Genomic DNA, 13,719 nt, shown 5'->3' on the forward strand with positions numbered 1-13,719 from the left:
GTTGAGGGGATGCTATCGCTATTTGGGGGGTTGAAGGGATGCGATCGCTATTTGGGGGGTTGAAGGGGTGCGATCGCTGTTTGGGAGTTGAGGGGTGCGATAGCGAAGCGCGACCTAGGAATCGCTGTTTGGGAAGTTGGAGGGGTGCGATCGCTGTTTGGGAAGTTGGAGGGATGCGATAGCGAAGCGCTCCGTAGGAATCGCTGTTTTGGAAGTTGATGGGGTGCGATCGCTTTTGGGGAGTTGAGGGAGTGCGATCGCTTTTGGGGAGTTGGAAAGGGTGCGATCGCTGTTTCTCTGTGTTCTCTGTGTCTCTGTGGTTCGTTAAAAAAAGGTGTTTGGGGAGTTGAGGGAGTGCGATAGCGAAGCGCGACCTAGGAATCGCTATAACATTTAAGCAGTAGCGAATGCAGTATATTTCCTTTCTTCAGGAGGATGAAAAGCTAAAACCACATCCAAAGCAGTACGAATTTCTTCCCAATATTCAACTTCTAAAATCCCCACCAACCCTAAAACCCGACGATAATCAACAGAACGAATCTGAGCAACATCAATAAAACGATCTTTATCTAATCCATTAGTTACTGTTGCTTTGATATTGACAATATAGGGAGCTTGCTTACTTCCTGGTCGGAATGGCATCACAATAGTTAATAATCCATATTGATTCATAATATCACTTTGAACTATTAAACAAGAACGGATTTTTTGCGCTTCTGCTCCCACCGTTGGATCAAGATTTACCCAGCGAATTTCACCCCGTTTATAAGTTAAATTACCCTCTGGCATTAATACCATCTCCAGCTACATTATCCCAATCAGAAATCTCATTTTGATATTCTAAATCTTTGGCATCTTTTTGGAGAGCAGCTATTATTTCTGCTTCTAAAATTTTGCGTCTTTGTTCTGCTAATAGTGCATTGATATAGCCACTACGATTACCTTTTGCTTGTTGATCAATAAATCTCAGAATGTCTTCTTCTAAAGTAATTGTGACTTTCATCATTATGTATGACTCATTCATCTTACCAATTAATCATACCACTTTTTTGACATTGCGTGAGGTAAAAAGAGATTTTGAGAGGTTGAGATCGCTGTTTGGGAGTTGAAGGGTGCGATAGCGAAGCGCGACCTAGGAATCGCTGTTTATGAGGTTGAGGGGGTGCGATAGCGAAGCGCTGCTGCAAGCAGTTCGCTTTTGGAGAGTTTGAGGGGGTGCAATCGCGTAGCTTACCGTAGGTATCGCAGTTTGGGAGGTTAGTTAGTGAGGTGAAGCAACTTTAGGTTATAGTTAGGAGTTAAGGGTATATCATTGCTATGCCCTTACCCACCGAGAGGAGCAGAGAGTTTTGTTTCTTACGATATCTCTTAGAGGACTCCACAAAAAAGATGATCTTATAACTATATGAAACTGTTTACTATTGGTCATTCAAATCATAGTATAGAAACTTTTATTGAGCTTTTGCTGGAGCATAATGTTACAGCATTGGCGGATGTGCGATCACATCCCTACAGCCGTTACTTACCTCATTTTAACCGTGTACAACTGAAAGATTCACTTAAAAGCGCAAAAATCAACTATGTATTTTTAGGACAAGAACTAGGTGCTAGACCAAAAAACCAAGAATGTTATATTGATGGTAAAGCTGTATATGAGAAGATTGCCGCTACTGAATTATTCTCAGAAGGAATTAAACGTGTAATTAAGGGTTTAAAAAATTATAGAGTTGCTCTTATGTGTGCGGAAAAAGATCCCATTGTTTGCCATCGTGCGATTTTAGTTTGTCAACATTTACGAAATGAGCGTGATTTAGAAATCAATCATATTAAAAGTAATAGTGACTTAGAATCGCATTATAAACTTGAAGACAGATTATTGGCTAGACATGGTTTAAAGCAATTAGCTCTTGTAGCAGCATCAGTGCAATTATCTCTCTTTGCTGATAATTCACAAAATCATCAACCTTCTAAACCACTTTCAAGGGAAGAGTCTATAAAAGAGGCTTACAGATTGCAAAGTGATGAAGTTGCTTATGTAGAAAAAATAGGAAATGAATATGAGTAGTTATGTTGACTTATTTACAATTGGCTTTACCCAAAAAACTGCCCAAAAATTTTTTGATACTCTTGTTAAATCTGGCGTTAAGCGGGTTATTGATACCCGACTAAATAATGTCTCTCAATTAGCAGGATTTACAAAAAAAACCGACTTAGAATATTTTCTTAAAAAGATAGGTAATATTGAATATATTCATATTCTTGAACTAGCACCAACTAAAGATATTTTAGATGAATATAAAAAAAATAAAGGCGACTGGTCAGTTTATGAGCAGAAATTTCTTCATCTCATGACAGAAAGGGAAATTGAAAAAAAAGTTAGACCAGAACTATTAGATGGTGGATGTCTTTTGTGTAGCGAGGCTAAACCCCATTACTGTCATCGCCGATTAGTGGCAGAATATTTAAGTACCAAGTGGGGGAATGTCAAAATATGTCATCTGTAAAGAACAAGAAAATTATCTGTCTTGCTAATTCTTGGAAAAATCAAGAACGTTGCATTGCTGGGATTGATTTGGATACTGGTAATTGGATTCGTCCTGTAAGTGATCGATATAATGATGGCCGAGTCCCAAGAGATATTAGACTTGTGGAGGGAAGAGAACCAGAATTATTAGACATTCTAGAGATTCCACTAGCAGACACAGGTGAAAACTTTGGGTTTGAAAGCGAAAATCTTACTATCTTACCGGGAAAATGGCAACTCGTAGGTAAAGCAAAACCAGAAGATTTGTTTCAATATTGTAGTAACAATTCTTATATTCTTCATAATCCAATTAAATATGTAAACCCATCTTATCTAAACTCTCTACCTTTTGAACAAAGAAGTACATTACAACTGATTCATGTTATTAATTTTTCTGTAGAACCTAACGGAGAAAAAAAATGGAGAGGTACATTAGAAACTGCTTATGGTCAAAGGTTAACAGACGCTAAAATCACTGATCCTATATTTATTGAAAGACTGGAAGCGGGATATGAAATCACAGATGATTATTATTTTGTGACAGTTAGTTTGGGTATGCCTTGGAAGCACAATGATTGGGAAGGAGAAGCTCCTTGCTGGAAACTAATAGCAGGTGTAATATAATACTTTTCTTTCTTGTCTTTTCTTTCTTATAAAGTGGAATAGCGATCGCTGTTTGGGGGGTTGAAGGGAGTGCGATAGCGAAGCGCGACCTAGGAATCGCTGTTTGGGGATTTGAAAGGATGCGATAGCGAAATTAATCTAAATCTTCCTCAGTCAAACCAGCATCTTTCAAAATACTTCTGAGTGTACCAGTAGGTAAATCACGATTACCATGAACAGGTATAGAAAGAATCACACTCATACCTTCCTTAACATAGATATGATGACTACCTGTAATCCTTTTTAGATTCCATCCATAGCGTTCAACAATCTTACAAAGAAATTTACCAGAAACCGATTTCATAAAGATAACTCAATTAACTGTTTTTCTGGCTCAATTTCTTCTTGCTGACTAGCAACTTCTAACCAACCTTGAACAGCATCTTTCAACATTTCTAATAAATGTTCATAACTTTCACCCCAGGTATGACATCCTGGTAAAGCTGGTACAGAACCACACCAGACACCGTCTTCTTCCCAAATAATTGCTTTTATTTTCATAGCCAATTCCTTGAACTAAGGATATTTTACCGCAGAGGCAGTCAGATGTACCAGTTTAATAAAGATGAATAATCGCCTTTGGGGAGTTGAGGGAGTGCGTAAGCGTTGCGCGACCTAGGAATCGCTGTTTGGGGGTTTGAAGGGATGCGATCGCTCCACTATTGCCCAAAAACTTAAATTTTGTACAATTTGCAAGAAACAGACAAATAATCTATAATGTTATGTAATCCTATAAATTTTGTGAGACGCTATGTCTGTCATCAGTGCAAGTGAAGCGCGTGCTAATTTTCCTGATATTATGAACCGTGCAGAATATCGTGGAGAAAGAATTTTAATTCAGCGTCATGGTAAAGCTGCGGTAGCGATAATTAGCATTGAAGATTTAAAACTATTAGAAGCAATAGAAGATGCAATAGATTCGACTAAATTGCGACGTGCAGTAGAAGAAAATGAAGGATTTACCACCATAGAAGAAATAATAGCTAAATATCCCAATGAGTGAACGTTATACATTGAGGATTGCTAGAACTGCGGAAAAAGATTTATTAGACTTACAACCAAAACAATATAAACAAGTTGTATCAAAAATTCTCTCCCTTCAAGGTAATCCTCGTCCTCAAGACTATGCAGCTTTAAAAGGTTATCAAGGTGGTTATCGTATTGATCAAGGTGAATATAGAATTTTGTACACCATTGATGATAATAATAAATTAGTTGATGTTTTTCGGGTTGGTAAACGTAATGATGATGAAGTTTATAAAAATTTGTAACTTCGTTTAGTTACCTGTTAGCAAAGTTTACCAAAGGTATCGCTATTTGGGGAGTTTAAGGGGTGCGATACCGTTCGCATTGCGTCCCGGAGGGAACTAGCGCGACCTAGGAATCGCTGTTTGGGAAGTTGAGGGGATGCAATCTCAAGTTGACAGAGAAAGACTTAACACCACAGCTAATGCTTGAGAAATAAGCAGTTTGTTCTAACCACAAATTATGATCTTGTGCATAAAAATTACTGCTTTTAGTAACAGATTGATGGATCATAATCTTCTTCTGATTTGATTGATTTGTACAGATAAGGTTTGCCATTAACTACTAAATTAACTTCCTGATCGAAATAGCATCACAATTGTTAATAATCCATATTAATTCATAATATCATTTTGAACGATCAGACAAGCACGGATTTTTGTGCTTCTGCTCCCATAATTGGATCAAAATTTACCCACACCTAACGGAGCGAATAAAAACGGGTTGCAGGTCTAAAGGTAGATTCGTTCCCTAATTAGGCTAGACTAGCAGCGCAACTCCTTCAATTCGGGGAAAACAATTACCTATTTACATTCATCCCACAATTAAAATTGAGAAATTCGTGTCAATTTTCTCTACTTGCGTTATCATGGCGATGGCAAGCCTAAAAACCTTGTAAACTGGATATCACCACCACTTTTCAGCCTAAATAGCGGTTAGTAGTAGTGATTACCGGACAAAACCGAATTCCCAAGCAACTTACTCTTGTTAGTTATGGTATAGTGGAAAAGTTGGAACTAGCTTTGCCAAACTATAATTGCTCTACGCGCAGGTAATAATTGCAACCGGAAAGCTGTTTTGATCAAGAATTTACACACAAAAATCTGAAATACACCGAGTTTATGATTCAGCAAGTAATTCACCCAATGGTGAAATTGCAGCGCAACGTGCAATCACTCGTAGAATCCAATATTATCAAACCCAATGATAGGATTTGGAAAATTGCCTTACTCTATGGCGATGAATGGCAACATTGGAAACAAGAATTGCTAGACTTTGGATTTAGCACTCAAGATCCAATTGGTGATTTATTAGCAGTAGAAAAGTGGGACGACGATTAAACATCTAAATTAGATCAGCTATATCTAGTTATAGCTTGACCGTAAATACGCCTACCTCTACCTATAACAAGGATGGTACTTAATCCTTGTTTTTATGGTAGGTGTAATTCCGCCGAGATTCTCTTATAGATTTAGCACAATAGTGATCTGGGATTCAGTATCTTAACATAGCATTTTTATCAAGGTAGGTAAATTATGGTTCAAACCTTACCTAAAACCCAGTTAGTAACCTTTGAGGAGTTTATTAAATGGAAACCAGAAGGCGGATTTTATGAACTGCATGACGGGGAAATTATTCAGATGAATCCGCCATTAGGAAAACACGAAAGCAGAACTGGATTTTTAACTATAGAATTAGCTATAGAGTGCCGCCGCTTAAATCTTCCCTATTTTATTCCCAAACAGGCATTAGTTAAACCGCAAACAAGGCAATCAGCCTATTGTCCAGATGTTTTGTTGATAAATCCCACAAACCTAGTCAATGAAGCCCTGTGGGAAAAAACAGCAACGGTAACTCAAGGTGATTCTGTACCATTAATCATCGAAGTAGTGAGTAGCAATTGGCGAGTTGATTACTATAGAAAATATAGTGATTATGAAGAAATGGGAATTAAAGAATACTGGATTGTTGATTATCAACCTTTTGCTGCTGGTAAATTCGTTGGTGAACCAAAACAACCTACCATATCAGTTTGTTCTCTAATTGGTGATGAGTATGAAATTAACCAATTTAGAAACAATGAGCCAATAATTTCCCAGATTTTTCCTGAATTGAACTTAACCGCTCACCAGATTTTGCTAACTGCTGACTGATCTTAATGCTTGAGCCAAATCCTTTGCAGTATGATAGCGATCGCGTGGTAAAGGTTCTGTCACACACTCAATTACCTGTCTTAATTGATCAGTGATTGTGGGAATACCTTTAACCTCAAACCGAAAATTCCGTCCCCTTTGCCGATAAAATTTTAAAGGATTTTCCCCGGTTAATAAAAAAATTAACGTCGGACCAATAGCATATAAATCAGATTGGGTAAGAGGTTGTCCCCGTTCCTGTTCAGGAGCGCAAAAGCCTTCAGCACCGATTCTGGTCCCTGGTTTTGTGCCAATTTCCTTAACAGCACCAAAATCCAACACCACAATACTATTATTGCCACTCCGCACCATCAAATTAGCCGGCTTAATATCCCGGTGAATTAGTGGTGTTTGTTGGTGATGAAGATAATCTAGAATATCACAAGTTTGTACCATCCAAGCGATCGCCTGTTTCGGAGTTACAGGACCAGTTAAGCGAATTCGTTTGTCTAAATCTTGTCCATGAATTAACTCCATAGCCAAGTATTTTTTACCATCTTCCACAAAAAAGTCATAATATTTGGGAACTCCTGCATGATTAAGATGCTTGAGAATACTAGCTTCTCGCATGAATAACTCTTGAGCCTTGGGAATTTTCACCATATCAGCATTCATCTGTTTGATTACCAGTAATTGTGGTACACCAGTAATTTCACCAACACTATCCCAAGCTAAATAGGTAGTACCCATGCCACCCTTGCCAATAGTGCGTAATACCTGATAATGACGAATAGTCTTTTGTACCAAAATTGGTTGACCACAGTGAACACAAAAGACATTCTGGGGATGATTCCCCTCATGAGTACAACCAGTGCTGGAGTATTCTGGGGTTATCTTCTGACTAATTTCCCCATCTCCTGACGGTGAAGGTTGGATAAGTAGAGAAGATAATTCCTGAATCTGTACCTTGAGTAGAGGACCACCTTGAGCTAATAGCAGTAAAGAATTATCAGGAACGATACATTTAGTCACCAAAGAGCCATTGAGGAAAGTGCCATTAGTCCCGTGACTAATTAATTCCCAATCATCTCCTCCGGCATTAGTAACTAATTTCAGTTCTAAATGATACCGAGAAACTAAATTTTCAGCCAAAATAACGTGATTATCTACCGCCCGACCGATGCGAACGACGGTAGAACCCTCAAAGCACCACTGTTTAAGCGGTGTTTGTGTGCTTTTTTCTAATAGGGTCAGAGTAATCACAATACAACCTAAAATTTAAGATCAAAAAACTAATTTTATAAGCAACTTTGCTGAGATGGGCGGACTTTCACCCGTACCAGTATAGCTGTAATATTATCATGACCGTTATGTTCATTGCCCAATTCAATTAAATTTTGAATACCCGTTTCTAAGTTACTAGCAGAACTTAATAAGGGTTGAAGATGAGTTTGCCAATGAGTTTCTAGACAGTCATTATCTGATAAACCATCTGATACCAATACCAGAAGCATATCTTCATTGATCTCAAAGAACGTCACATCAGGATGGAGAGAATCTTCATTGCGTGGACCCAAAGCTTGGGTAAGTTGGTAAGCATCTGCACGTCCATAAGCGACACTCGGTTCTATCCCCCTAGCAATTTCTCGTTGACCAACTTCATGATCTACAGTTATTTGTTCTAGTCCTTGCTTGCGGGTCAGGCAATAAACACGACTATCTCCCACATGAGCAATTGCGGCCTGATTATCCTGAAGTAACAGCATGACCAAAGTAGTACCCATGCGACCAATACCGGAACGGGCTTCTTTTTGATTAAGCTCATAAATAGCTTGATTAGCTAAATAAACCGCATGACGGATACATTCCCTCCGAGGTAATTCTGTATTTACCCAGGTTTCTTGGAAGTATTTACGGATAGTCTTCACCGCTAATTCACTGGCTACTTCACCTCCAGCATGACCACCCATACCATCACAAAGAATATATAAACCCTGTGCTGTAATCGTGCTATTTCTTGGTAATTCTACCTTGTGAACCTGACTATCAACACAAAAATAGTCTTCATTGTGATTGCGTTGACGACCAACATCAGTAGATGCTGCATATTCCAAGCTACTTAGCTGCATGGATAGCACCACAGTTGGGGCATCATCAGTCTTGGTTTCCGTTTCATCACCTAGTTGCAAAATAGTTGAAGAAGCATTGAGTTTTTCCTGAGTAAATATTTCTGCTGTTTTTTCTAACTCCGATAGCGTTCGCGGAGCGTCCTGGAGGGAACTAGCTCTGCTACAAGCAGTTCGCAATTGTGTCAGAGTTTGAATATTCCCAGATTCTATATCCTCTAATATCTCTACCACGCAGCCAAATTGAGTGCATTGGGATTCTCTAAACAAAGTTTGCCACATCTGACCCAAACTTTTAATAGTTAAGAGCTTCTCATTATCAGGATATAACTTTTGTAATACCAAAGCCTGGTCTTCATCTAACCGCAAATTCGATAACTCCAACAAACTTTGGCGACAATTCACAGCTTCGAGTAACTCCCAAAGTTGAGTCATCTGATCAAACCAATGTAAAATTTCCACCGGGCTGGTTGTGTCTTTTTGCCAAACATCAAGCAACATAGGATAATTGGATCTATCTGCCAACAAGACTATTTGCAGATCATCTTGCTGCCAAGCATCATGAATTTTGGGTATTCCTGGGTGCATCTTCATCTGCAATTCTAGATAAGCTGGCGCTAGATCCGGAATTGTCATTGTATCGATCTTAGTTTCATGCTGAAGCATGGCCCCAATCAGTGATATTTCGTAAGGTTGGCAATCTAGAACCTTGACTTCTCTATAATCCCCAATCACTTGTGGAGATTCTAATAAGCGATAACGCTGCTGAGAATCTAAATAAGAATCTAAAACAAATTTGGAAAACGGACTAGAATCACCACTCTCGTCCGCTATATTTTCTAAATTTTGGGTGAATTCCGCAGTTTTTGCCATAACAGAAACTACCTGATCTACTGCGTGAGTAATGAGCGCGTACCAAACTGTGCTAGATTCTGCACCACATTTATAACAATACTGTGCATCTAAAGCTATATCGGCACTGCATTCAGAGCAGATTTTATGAGCTAAGGATGTACCACAGCTTTGACAAAACTTGTTACTATCAGGGTTTTCAAATTTACACTGGGGGCAAATCAGCATAGTGGGAGTTCCTTGATTTTCCTGCTAAGGTGCTTTCAGTCTCTCTAGCCACGAACATTCCAACGGGACAGAATTAAATGACTAAAATTATGTAACTTGAGAATTAAGTGGTATTGTTAACACTCTTTTGTATACTGGTATTACAGTCCCTTAATCTATCTTTCCGGTGAATGATTTAATCTTGTGACTTCTAAGGAAGTGAGTTCTCGCCATTGTCCTGGTGATAAATCATCTAATTGAATATTACCAATACTTATTCTGATTAACCGCAAAGTCGGAAAACCGACAGCAGCCGTCATGCGACGGACTTGGCGGTTTTTACCTTCAGTTAGGGTCATTTCTAGCCAAGCAGTGGGAATACTTTTGCGAAATCTAATGGGTGGAATGCGTTGGACTACCGATGGTTCTTCTAACAATAACCTAACTTGAGCAGGACGAGTCCGGTAATCTTGAATTTCTACCCCACTTTGTAGCTGATTAATTGCATTAATATCAGGAATACGTTCCACCTGCGCCCAATAGGTACGTTGATGACTAAAACGCGGATGTGCCAGACGATGCTGTAACTGTCCATCATTTGTTAACAACAGCAACCCCTCACTATCCCAATCTAAACGCCCCACAGCATAGACATCGGGAACATCTATATACTCTTTCAGAGTGATATGTTTGGGACTTTCTTGGGTAAATTGGCTCAAAACCCCATAGGGCTTGTGAAAAATAATATACCGATTGTTCATAAGATATAGGAGTCAGGATTCAGGAGTCAGGAGTCAGGAGTTAGGAGGAACAAAGAAGAATAGTTTTCACCACTTACCACTTACCAATTACCAATTACCTGTTCCCTGTTCCCTGTTCCCTGTTCCCTCTCTCAACAAATGAATTTAATTTTGTCAGACTACTCAATTATGACAATTAGCAAAATCAGCCGCAGATCCTTTTTATTTCTTGGTGGTGCAACCTTAGCACAAGGATTAACCTTAACATTACCTAGTTATGCCCAAACTGTACAGGTAAACAAAAGTCAAATTAATGGTATTCCTTTTTATCAAACCATAGTTGACCTCACAGATCCAAAAACCTTTATCACCATGGGTTTAGCCAAAAACGCCGCTTTTGCGAATACCATTCAAAAAACCAGTGGTGATGAAGAATTTAGTAAATTAGTGGCGCGTTATAAGGCTGCCGTAGTTGCTAACGGCACATTTTTTGCCAAAAATCCCCAAAAAACGGTTATGGGTAACATGGTAGCCGGGGGAAAATTTGTGAAATACAGTCGTTGGGAAAACTTTGGGACTACTTTGGGATTAGGAGTCGGTAATAAACCAGAAATGGTGACAGCCAGAATAGACGGCAAACCAGAATGGAATAAACATTGGTTTTCCCTAACTTGTGGACCAAGATTATTGCGACAAGGGGAAATCCGGTTAAACCCCAGGATTGAAGGTTTTAAAGATCCTGCTGTTTTAGGTAATAGCGCCCGAACAGCAATTGGTTTTACCCAGGACGGCACAAAACTGATTTTAGCCAATTTTGAAATTAACCTCACTTTACAACAAGAAGCGGAGGCAATGAAAGCGATTGGTTGTTATGAAGCTATGAATTTAGATGGTGGAGCATCTAGAGCCTTAGCCAACAAGACTAATATTATAGTTCCTGCCGGTAGACCTTTGACTAATGTAATTGTCATTTATGATGTCACCAATCCTGCCCCAACGGCCTTGCAACAGGCATGGCTGAAGTTTCAACAAGGGGAACGTCCTGCTTCGTAAATAATTGACAATTACCAAGCCCCTTATTACGGAGTAAGGGGTATCATTTTTAATTTTTAATTCTTAATTTTTAATTCCCGACAGGGTTTGACGGCAAATACGACTATAAAGTTACGGTTCACCCCAATTCCTGAAAGTATTAATTACCATACATTAGTCAATGTGAAAGCACATAAATCCATGAACCCACTAGACATAATTTATAAAATTCACCGTTCCCCTAACGGTTCGGTAAACCACCCTTCATGGAATGGCTACCACTGAGTTTATATGATATTAGCTTAGTTTGGGGTTCAATTCCCAGCCAGGCCTAACCAAACTGATTGTTATTGACAGTTAGTTAATGCAATTTTATATTCTCTCTGATTCATTTAGTAATTTTATACGGAGCAAACACCCAAAATGGCAAAGGTAGTTGGAATTGATTTAGGTACGACAAACTCCTGCGTGGCAGTAATGGAAGGTGGTAAACCCACCGTTATCGCTAATGCGGAAGGTTTTCGGACAACACCCTCAGTAGTTGCGTTTGCCAAAAATGGCGACAATTTAGTTGGTCAAATCGCTAAACGCCAAGCGGTAATGAACCCCGAAAATACTTTTTATTCTGTAAAACGCTTTATCGGTCGTCGTTTTGAAGAAATTACCAATGAAGCTACAGAAGTTTCTTATAAAGTTCTCAGTAGCGGCGGTAACGTTAAAGTAGATTCTCCCGGTGCTGGTAAACAATTTGCACCTGAAGAAATTTCTGCGAAGGTTCTTCGCAAATTAGTGGAAGATGCTAGTAAATACCTGGGTGAAACCGTTACCCAAGCTGTAATTACCGTTCCTGCTTACTTCAACGACTCCCAACGTCAAGCCACAAAAGACGCGGGAAAAATCGCTGGTATTGACGTTCTCCGCATTATCAACGAACCTACCGCTGCTTCCTTAGCTTATGGTTTTGATAAAAAGAGCAATGAAACTATCCTCGTATTTGACTTGGGTGGTGGTACTTTCGACGTATCTGTTCTGGAAGTAGGTGATGGTGTATTTGAAGTATTATCAACATCTGGGGATACTCACCTGGGTGGTGACGACTTTGATAAAAAAATCGTTGATTTCTTAGCGGAAAAGTTCAAAAAAGACGAAGGGATTGACCTGCGTAAAGACAAACAAGCTTTACAACGTCTGACTGAAGCGGCAGAAAAAGCTAAAATTGAACTTTCTAGCGTTAGCCAGGCAGAAATTAACCTGCCATTTATTACCGCTACCCAAGAGGGTCCCAAGCATTTAGATACAACTTTAACTCGCGCTAAGTTTGAAGAACTTTGTTCTGATTTAATTGACCGTTGCCGCATTCCTGTGGAAGATGCGCTCAAAGGTGCGAAGTTAAATAAGACCAATATTGACGAAGTTGTTCTCGTTGGTGGTTCTACCCGGATTCCCGCTGTTCAAGATGTGGTTAAACGGGTGTTAGGTAAAGAACCTAACCAAACTGTTAACCCTGATGAAGTGGTAGCTGTTGGTGCTGCTATTCAAGCGGGTGTTTTGGCTGGTGATGTTACAGGTATCTTGTTGTTAGACGTAACACCATTATCCTTGGGTGTAGAAACCTTGGGTGGGGTAATGACTAAGATTATTCCTCGCAACACTACAATTCCTACCAAAAAATCAGAAGTGTTCTCTACTGCGGTGGACGGACAAGGTAATGTGGAAATTCACGTTCTCCAAGGTGAGAGAGAATTTGCCAATGATAATAAGAGTTTAGGAACTTTCCGTTTGGATGGTATTCCTCCTGCTCCCCGTGGTGTTCCCCAAATTGAAGTGACTTTTGATATTGACGCTAACGGTATTCTCAACGTTGCGGCTAAGGATAAGGGAACTGGTAAGGAACAATCTATTAGTATCACTGGTGCTTCTACTCTGGATAAGAATGATGTAGAACGCATGGTCAGAGAAGCTGAACAAAACGCTTCTTCTGATAAGGAACGTCGTGAGAAAATTGAACGCAAAAACCAAGCTGATTCTTTAGCTTATCAAGCTGAAAAGCAGTTGGAAGAGTTGGGTGATAAAGTCCCCGCTGCTGATAAGACTAAGGTTGAAGGTTTGGTCAAGGAAGTAAAAGAAGCAGTTGCGAAAGAAGATGATGCTCAAATCCAGAAGTTGATGCCAGAACTGCAACAAGCTCTATTTGCTATTGGTAGCAATATCTATCAACAAGCTGGTGATGCTGCTGGCGCTGCTGGTGCTGAACCTCATGCTGGTGGTTCTACTCCTCCTTCTGGCAGTGGTGATGATGTCATTGATGCTGATTTCACTGAAAGCAAGTAGTTTCACAAAGGGCGGGGAATTCCTGCCCTTATTTGATTAATACCCACCTAGCGCAATCACTGGATGGGTATTTTTTATGGTAGTTA

At 39.5% G+C, this 13,719-nt stretch carries 17 protein-coding genes; 10 read left to right on the forward strand and 7 right to left on the reverse strand.

Annotated features, from left to right (window positions below; genetic code table 11):
• Positions 1–38: 38 nt before the first annotated feature.
• Positions 39–182 (forward strand): hypothetical protein, encoded by a 144-nt coding sequence (locus PN450_RS21720; RefSeq protein ID WP_271837529.1) that lies wholly within the window; start codon positions 39–41, stop codon positions 180–182.
• Between the two features lie 211 nt (positions 183–393).
• Here PN450_RS21720 and PN450_RS21725 read toward each other — a convergent pair whose 3' ends face one another.
• Both PN450_RS21725 and mazE read right to left on the reverse strand, forming a co-directional pair.
• Positions 394–789, reverse strand: a complete 396-nt coding sequence (locus PN450_RS21725; RefSeq protein ID WP_271837530.1) for a type II toxin-antitoxin system PemK/MazF family toxin — start codon at positions 787–789, stop codon at positions 394–396.
• Positions 776–1,006, reverse strand: a complete 231-nt coding sequence (gene mazE / locus PN450_RS21730; RefSeq protein ID WP_168465620.1) for a type II toxin-antitoxin system MazE family antitoxin — start codon at positions 1,004–1,006, stop codon at positions 776–778. The genes PN450_RS21725 and mazE overlap by 14 nt, the downstream gene beginning before the upstream one ends.
• 399 nt (positions 1,007–1,405) lie before the next feature.
• Here mazE and PN450_RS21735 point away from each other — a divergent pair, with 399 nt between their 5' ends.
• Genes PN450_RS21735 through PN450_RS21745 form a run of 3 tightly spaced genes read left to right on the forward strand, consistent with a single transcriptional unit; the run spans position 1,406 to position 3,148 of the window.
• Entirely contained in the window at positions 1,406–2,065 is a 660-nt protein-coding gene (locus tag PN450_RS21735) for a DUF488 domain-containing protein (protein ID WP_271837531.1), read from the forward strand.
• Positions 2,058–2,504: a DUF488 domain-containing protein gene (locus tag PN450_RS21740; protein ID WP_190386667.1), complete on the forward strand. Its 447-nt coding sequence runs from the start codon at positions 2,058–2,060 to the stop codon at positions 2,502–2,504. Before PN450_RS21735 ends, PN450_RS21740 begins: the two co-directional genes overlap by 8 nt.
• The gene (locus PN450_RS21745) at positions 2,492–3,148 is read left to right on the forward strand and encodes a dual OB domain-containing protein (RefSeq protein ID WP_271837532.1); all 657 of its coding nucleotides are present in this window, start codon (positions 2,492–2,494) and stop codon (positions 3,146–3,148) included. Before PN450_RS21740 ends, PN450_RS21745 begins: the two co-directional genes overlap by 13 nt.
• Before the next feature lie 133 nt (positions 3,149–3,281).
• Here the strand turns inward: PN450_RS21745 and PN450_RS21750 are convergent, their stop codons facing one another.
• Positions 3,282–3,491 carry a type II toxin-antitoxin system HicA family toxin gene (locus PN450_RS21750; protein ID WP_148764502.1) on the reverse strand — a complete coding sequence of 70 codons (210 nt, stop codon included), beginning with the start codon at positions 3,489–3,491 and terminating at the stop codon, positions 3,282–3,284.
• On the reverse strand, positions 3,488–3,688 hold the full coding sequence (locus PN450_RS21755) for a type II toxin-antitoxin system HicB family antitoxin (RefSeq protein ID WP_015081078.1): 201 nt from the start codon (positions 3,686–3,688) through the stop codon (positions 3,488–3,490). The genes PN450_RS21750 and PN450_RS21755 overlap by 4 nt, the downstream gene beginning before the upstream one ends.
• Before the next feature lie 250 nt (positions 3,689–3,938).
• Here PN450_RS21755 and PN450_RS21760 point away from each other — a divergent pair, with 250 nt between their 5' ends.
• The 4 genes from PN450_RS21760 to PN450_RS21775 all read left to right on the forward strand — a co-directional run bounded on the left by PN450_RS21760 (position 3,939) and on the right by PN450_RS21775 (position 6,366).
• Positions 3,939–4,190 carry a type II toxin-antitoxin system Phd/YefM family antitoxin gene (locus PN450_RS21760; RefSeq protein ID WP_271837533.1) on the forward strand — a complete coding sequence of 84 codons (252 nt, stop codon included), beginning with the start codon at positions 3,939–3,941 and terminating at the stop codon, positions 4,188–4,190.
• Positions 4,183–4,458: a type II toxin-antitoxin system RelE family toxin gene (locus tag PN450_RS21765; protein ID WP_271837534.1), complete on the forward strand. Its 276-nt coding sequence runs from the start codon at positions 4,183–4,185 to the stop codon at positions 4,456–4,458. Before PN450_RS21760 ends, PN450_RS21765 begins: the two co-directional genes overlap by 8 nt.
• Before the next feature lie 876 nt (positions 4,459–5,334).
• Positions 5,335–5,553 (forward strand): DUF4327 family protein, encoded by a 219-nt coding sequence (locus tag PN450_RS21770; protein WP_015083416.1) that lies wholly within the window; start codon positions 5,335–5,337, stop codon positions 5,551–5,553.
• Between the two features lie 195 nt (positions 5,554–5,748).
• Positions 5,749–6,366, forward strand: a complete 618-nt coding sequence (locus tag PN450_RS21775; RefSeq protein WP_148764506.1) for a Uma2 family endonuclease — start codon at positions 5,749–5,751, stop codon at positions 6,364–6,366.
• On the opposite strand, the gene PN450_RS21780 is transcribed toward PN450_RS21775, so the two are convergent.
• The 3 genes from PN450_RS21780 to PN450_RS21790 all read right to left on the reverse strand — a co-directional run bounded on the left by PN450_RS21780 (position 6,352) and on the right by PN450_RS21790 (position 10,291).
• Positions 6,352–7,608 (reverse strand): protein kinase domain-containing protein, encoded by a 1,257-nt coding sequence (locus PN450_RS21780; RefSeq protein WP_148764508.1) that lies wholly within the window; start codon positions 7,606–7,608, stop codon positions 6,352–6,354. The genes PN450_RS21775 and PN450_RS21780 overlap by 15 nt on opposite strands.
• Before the next feature lie 35 nt (positions 7,609–7,643).
• Complete coding sequence (locus PN450_RS21785) at positions 7,644–9,551, reverse strand: serine/threonine phosphatase (RefSeq protein ID WP_271837535.1); 1,908 nt, start codon at positions 9,549–9,551, stop codon at positions 7,644–7,646.
• A gap of 155 nt (positions 9,552–9,706) precedes the next feature.
• Positions 9,707–10,291, reverse strand: a complete 585-nt coding sequence (locus PN450_RS21790) for an rRNA large subunit pseudouridine synthase E (RefSeq protein WP_271837536.1) — start codon at positions 10,289–10,291, stop codon at positions 9,707–9,709.
• A 168-nt stretch (positions 10,292–10,459) separates the two neighbouring features.
• On the opposite strand from PN450_RS21790, the gene PN450_RS21795 reads away from it, so the two are divergent.
• A complete protein-coding gene (locus PN450_RS21795; RefSeq protein ID WP_168696959.1) occupies positions 10,460–11,323 on the forward strand; it encodes a phosphodiester glycosidase family protein in 864 nt (287 codons plus the stop codon).
• Between the two features lie 402 nt (positions 11,324–11,725).
• The gene (gene dnaK / locus PN450_RS21800) at positions 11,726–13,633 is read left to right on the forward strand and encodes a molecular chaperone DnaK (RefSeq protein ID WP_015083411.1); all 1,908 of its coding nucleotides are present in this window, start codon (positions 11,726–11,728) and stop codon (positions 13,631–13,633) included.
• Positions 13,634–13,719: the final 86 nt, after the last annotated feature.

This window comes from Dolichospermum lemmermannii CS-548 (assembly GCF_028330815.1).
GTDB lineage: Bacteria > Cyanobacteriota > Cyanobacteriia > Cyanobacteriales > Nostocaceae > Dolichospermum > Dolichospermum lemmermannii.

Coding starts and splice junctions, on each gene's coding strand:
- PN450_RS21735 (WP_271837531.1), top strand. CDS start 1,406: ATGAAACTGTTTACTATTGGTCATTCAAATCATAGTATAGAAACTTTT.
- PN450_RS21790 (WP_271837536.1), bottom strand. CDS start 10,291: ATGAACAATCGGTATATTATTTTTCACAAGCCCTATGGGGTTTTGAGC.
- PN450_RS21720 (WP_271837529.1), top strand. CDS start 39: ATGCGATCGCTATTTGGGGGGTTGAAGGGGTGCGATCGCTGTTTGGGA.
- PN450_RS21750 (WP_148764502.1), bottom strand. CDS start 3,491: ATGAAATCGGTTTCTGGTAAATTTCTTTGTAAGATTGTTGAACGCTAT.
- PN450_RS21740 (WP_190386667.1), top strand. CDS start 2,058: ATGAGTAGTTATGTTGACTTATTTACAATTGGCTTTACCCAAAAAACT.
- PN450_RS21760 (WP_271837533.1), top strand. CDS start 3,939: ATGTCTGTCATCAGTGCAAGTGAAGCGCGTGCTAATTTTCCTGATATT.
- PN450_RS21765 (WP_271837534.1), top strand. CDS start 4,183: ATGAGTGAACGTTATACATTGAGGATTGCTAGAACTGCGGAAAAAGAT.
- PN450_RS21755 (WP_015081078.1), bottom strand. CDS start 3,688: ATGAAAATAAAAGCAATTATTTGGGAAGAAGACGGTGTCTGGTGTGGT.
- PN450_RS21770 (WP_015083416.1), top strand. CDS start 5,335: ATGATTCAGCAAGTAATTCACCCAATGGTGAAATTGCAGCGCAACGTG.
- PN450_RS21775 (WP_148764506.1), top strand. CDS start 5,749: ATGGTTCAAACCTTACCTAAAACCCAGTTAGTAACCTTTGAGGAGTTT.
- PN450_RS21795 (WP_168696959.1), top strand. CDS start 10,460: ATGACAATTAGCAAAATCAGCCGCAGATCCTTTTTATTTCTTGGTGGT.
- dnaK (WP_015083411.1), top strand. CDS start 11,726: ATGGCAAAGGTAGTTGGAATTGATTTAGGTACGACAAACTCCTGCGTG.
- PN450_RS21725 (WP_271837530.1), bottom strand. CDS start 789: ATGCCAGAGGGTAATTTAACTTATAAACGGGGTGAAATTCGCTGGGTA.
- PN450_RS21745 (WP_271837532.1), top strand. CDS start 2,492: ATGTCATCTGTAAAGAACAAGAAAATTATCTGTCTTGCTAATTCTTGG.
- PN450_RS21785 (WP_271837535.1), bottom strand. CDS start 9,551: ATGCTGATTTGCCCCCAGTGTAAATTTGAAAACCCTGATAGTAACAAG.
- mazE (WP_168465620.1), bottom strand. CDS start 1,006: ATGATGAAAGTCACAATTACTTTAGAAGAAGACATTCTGAGATTTATT.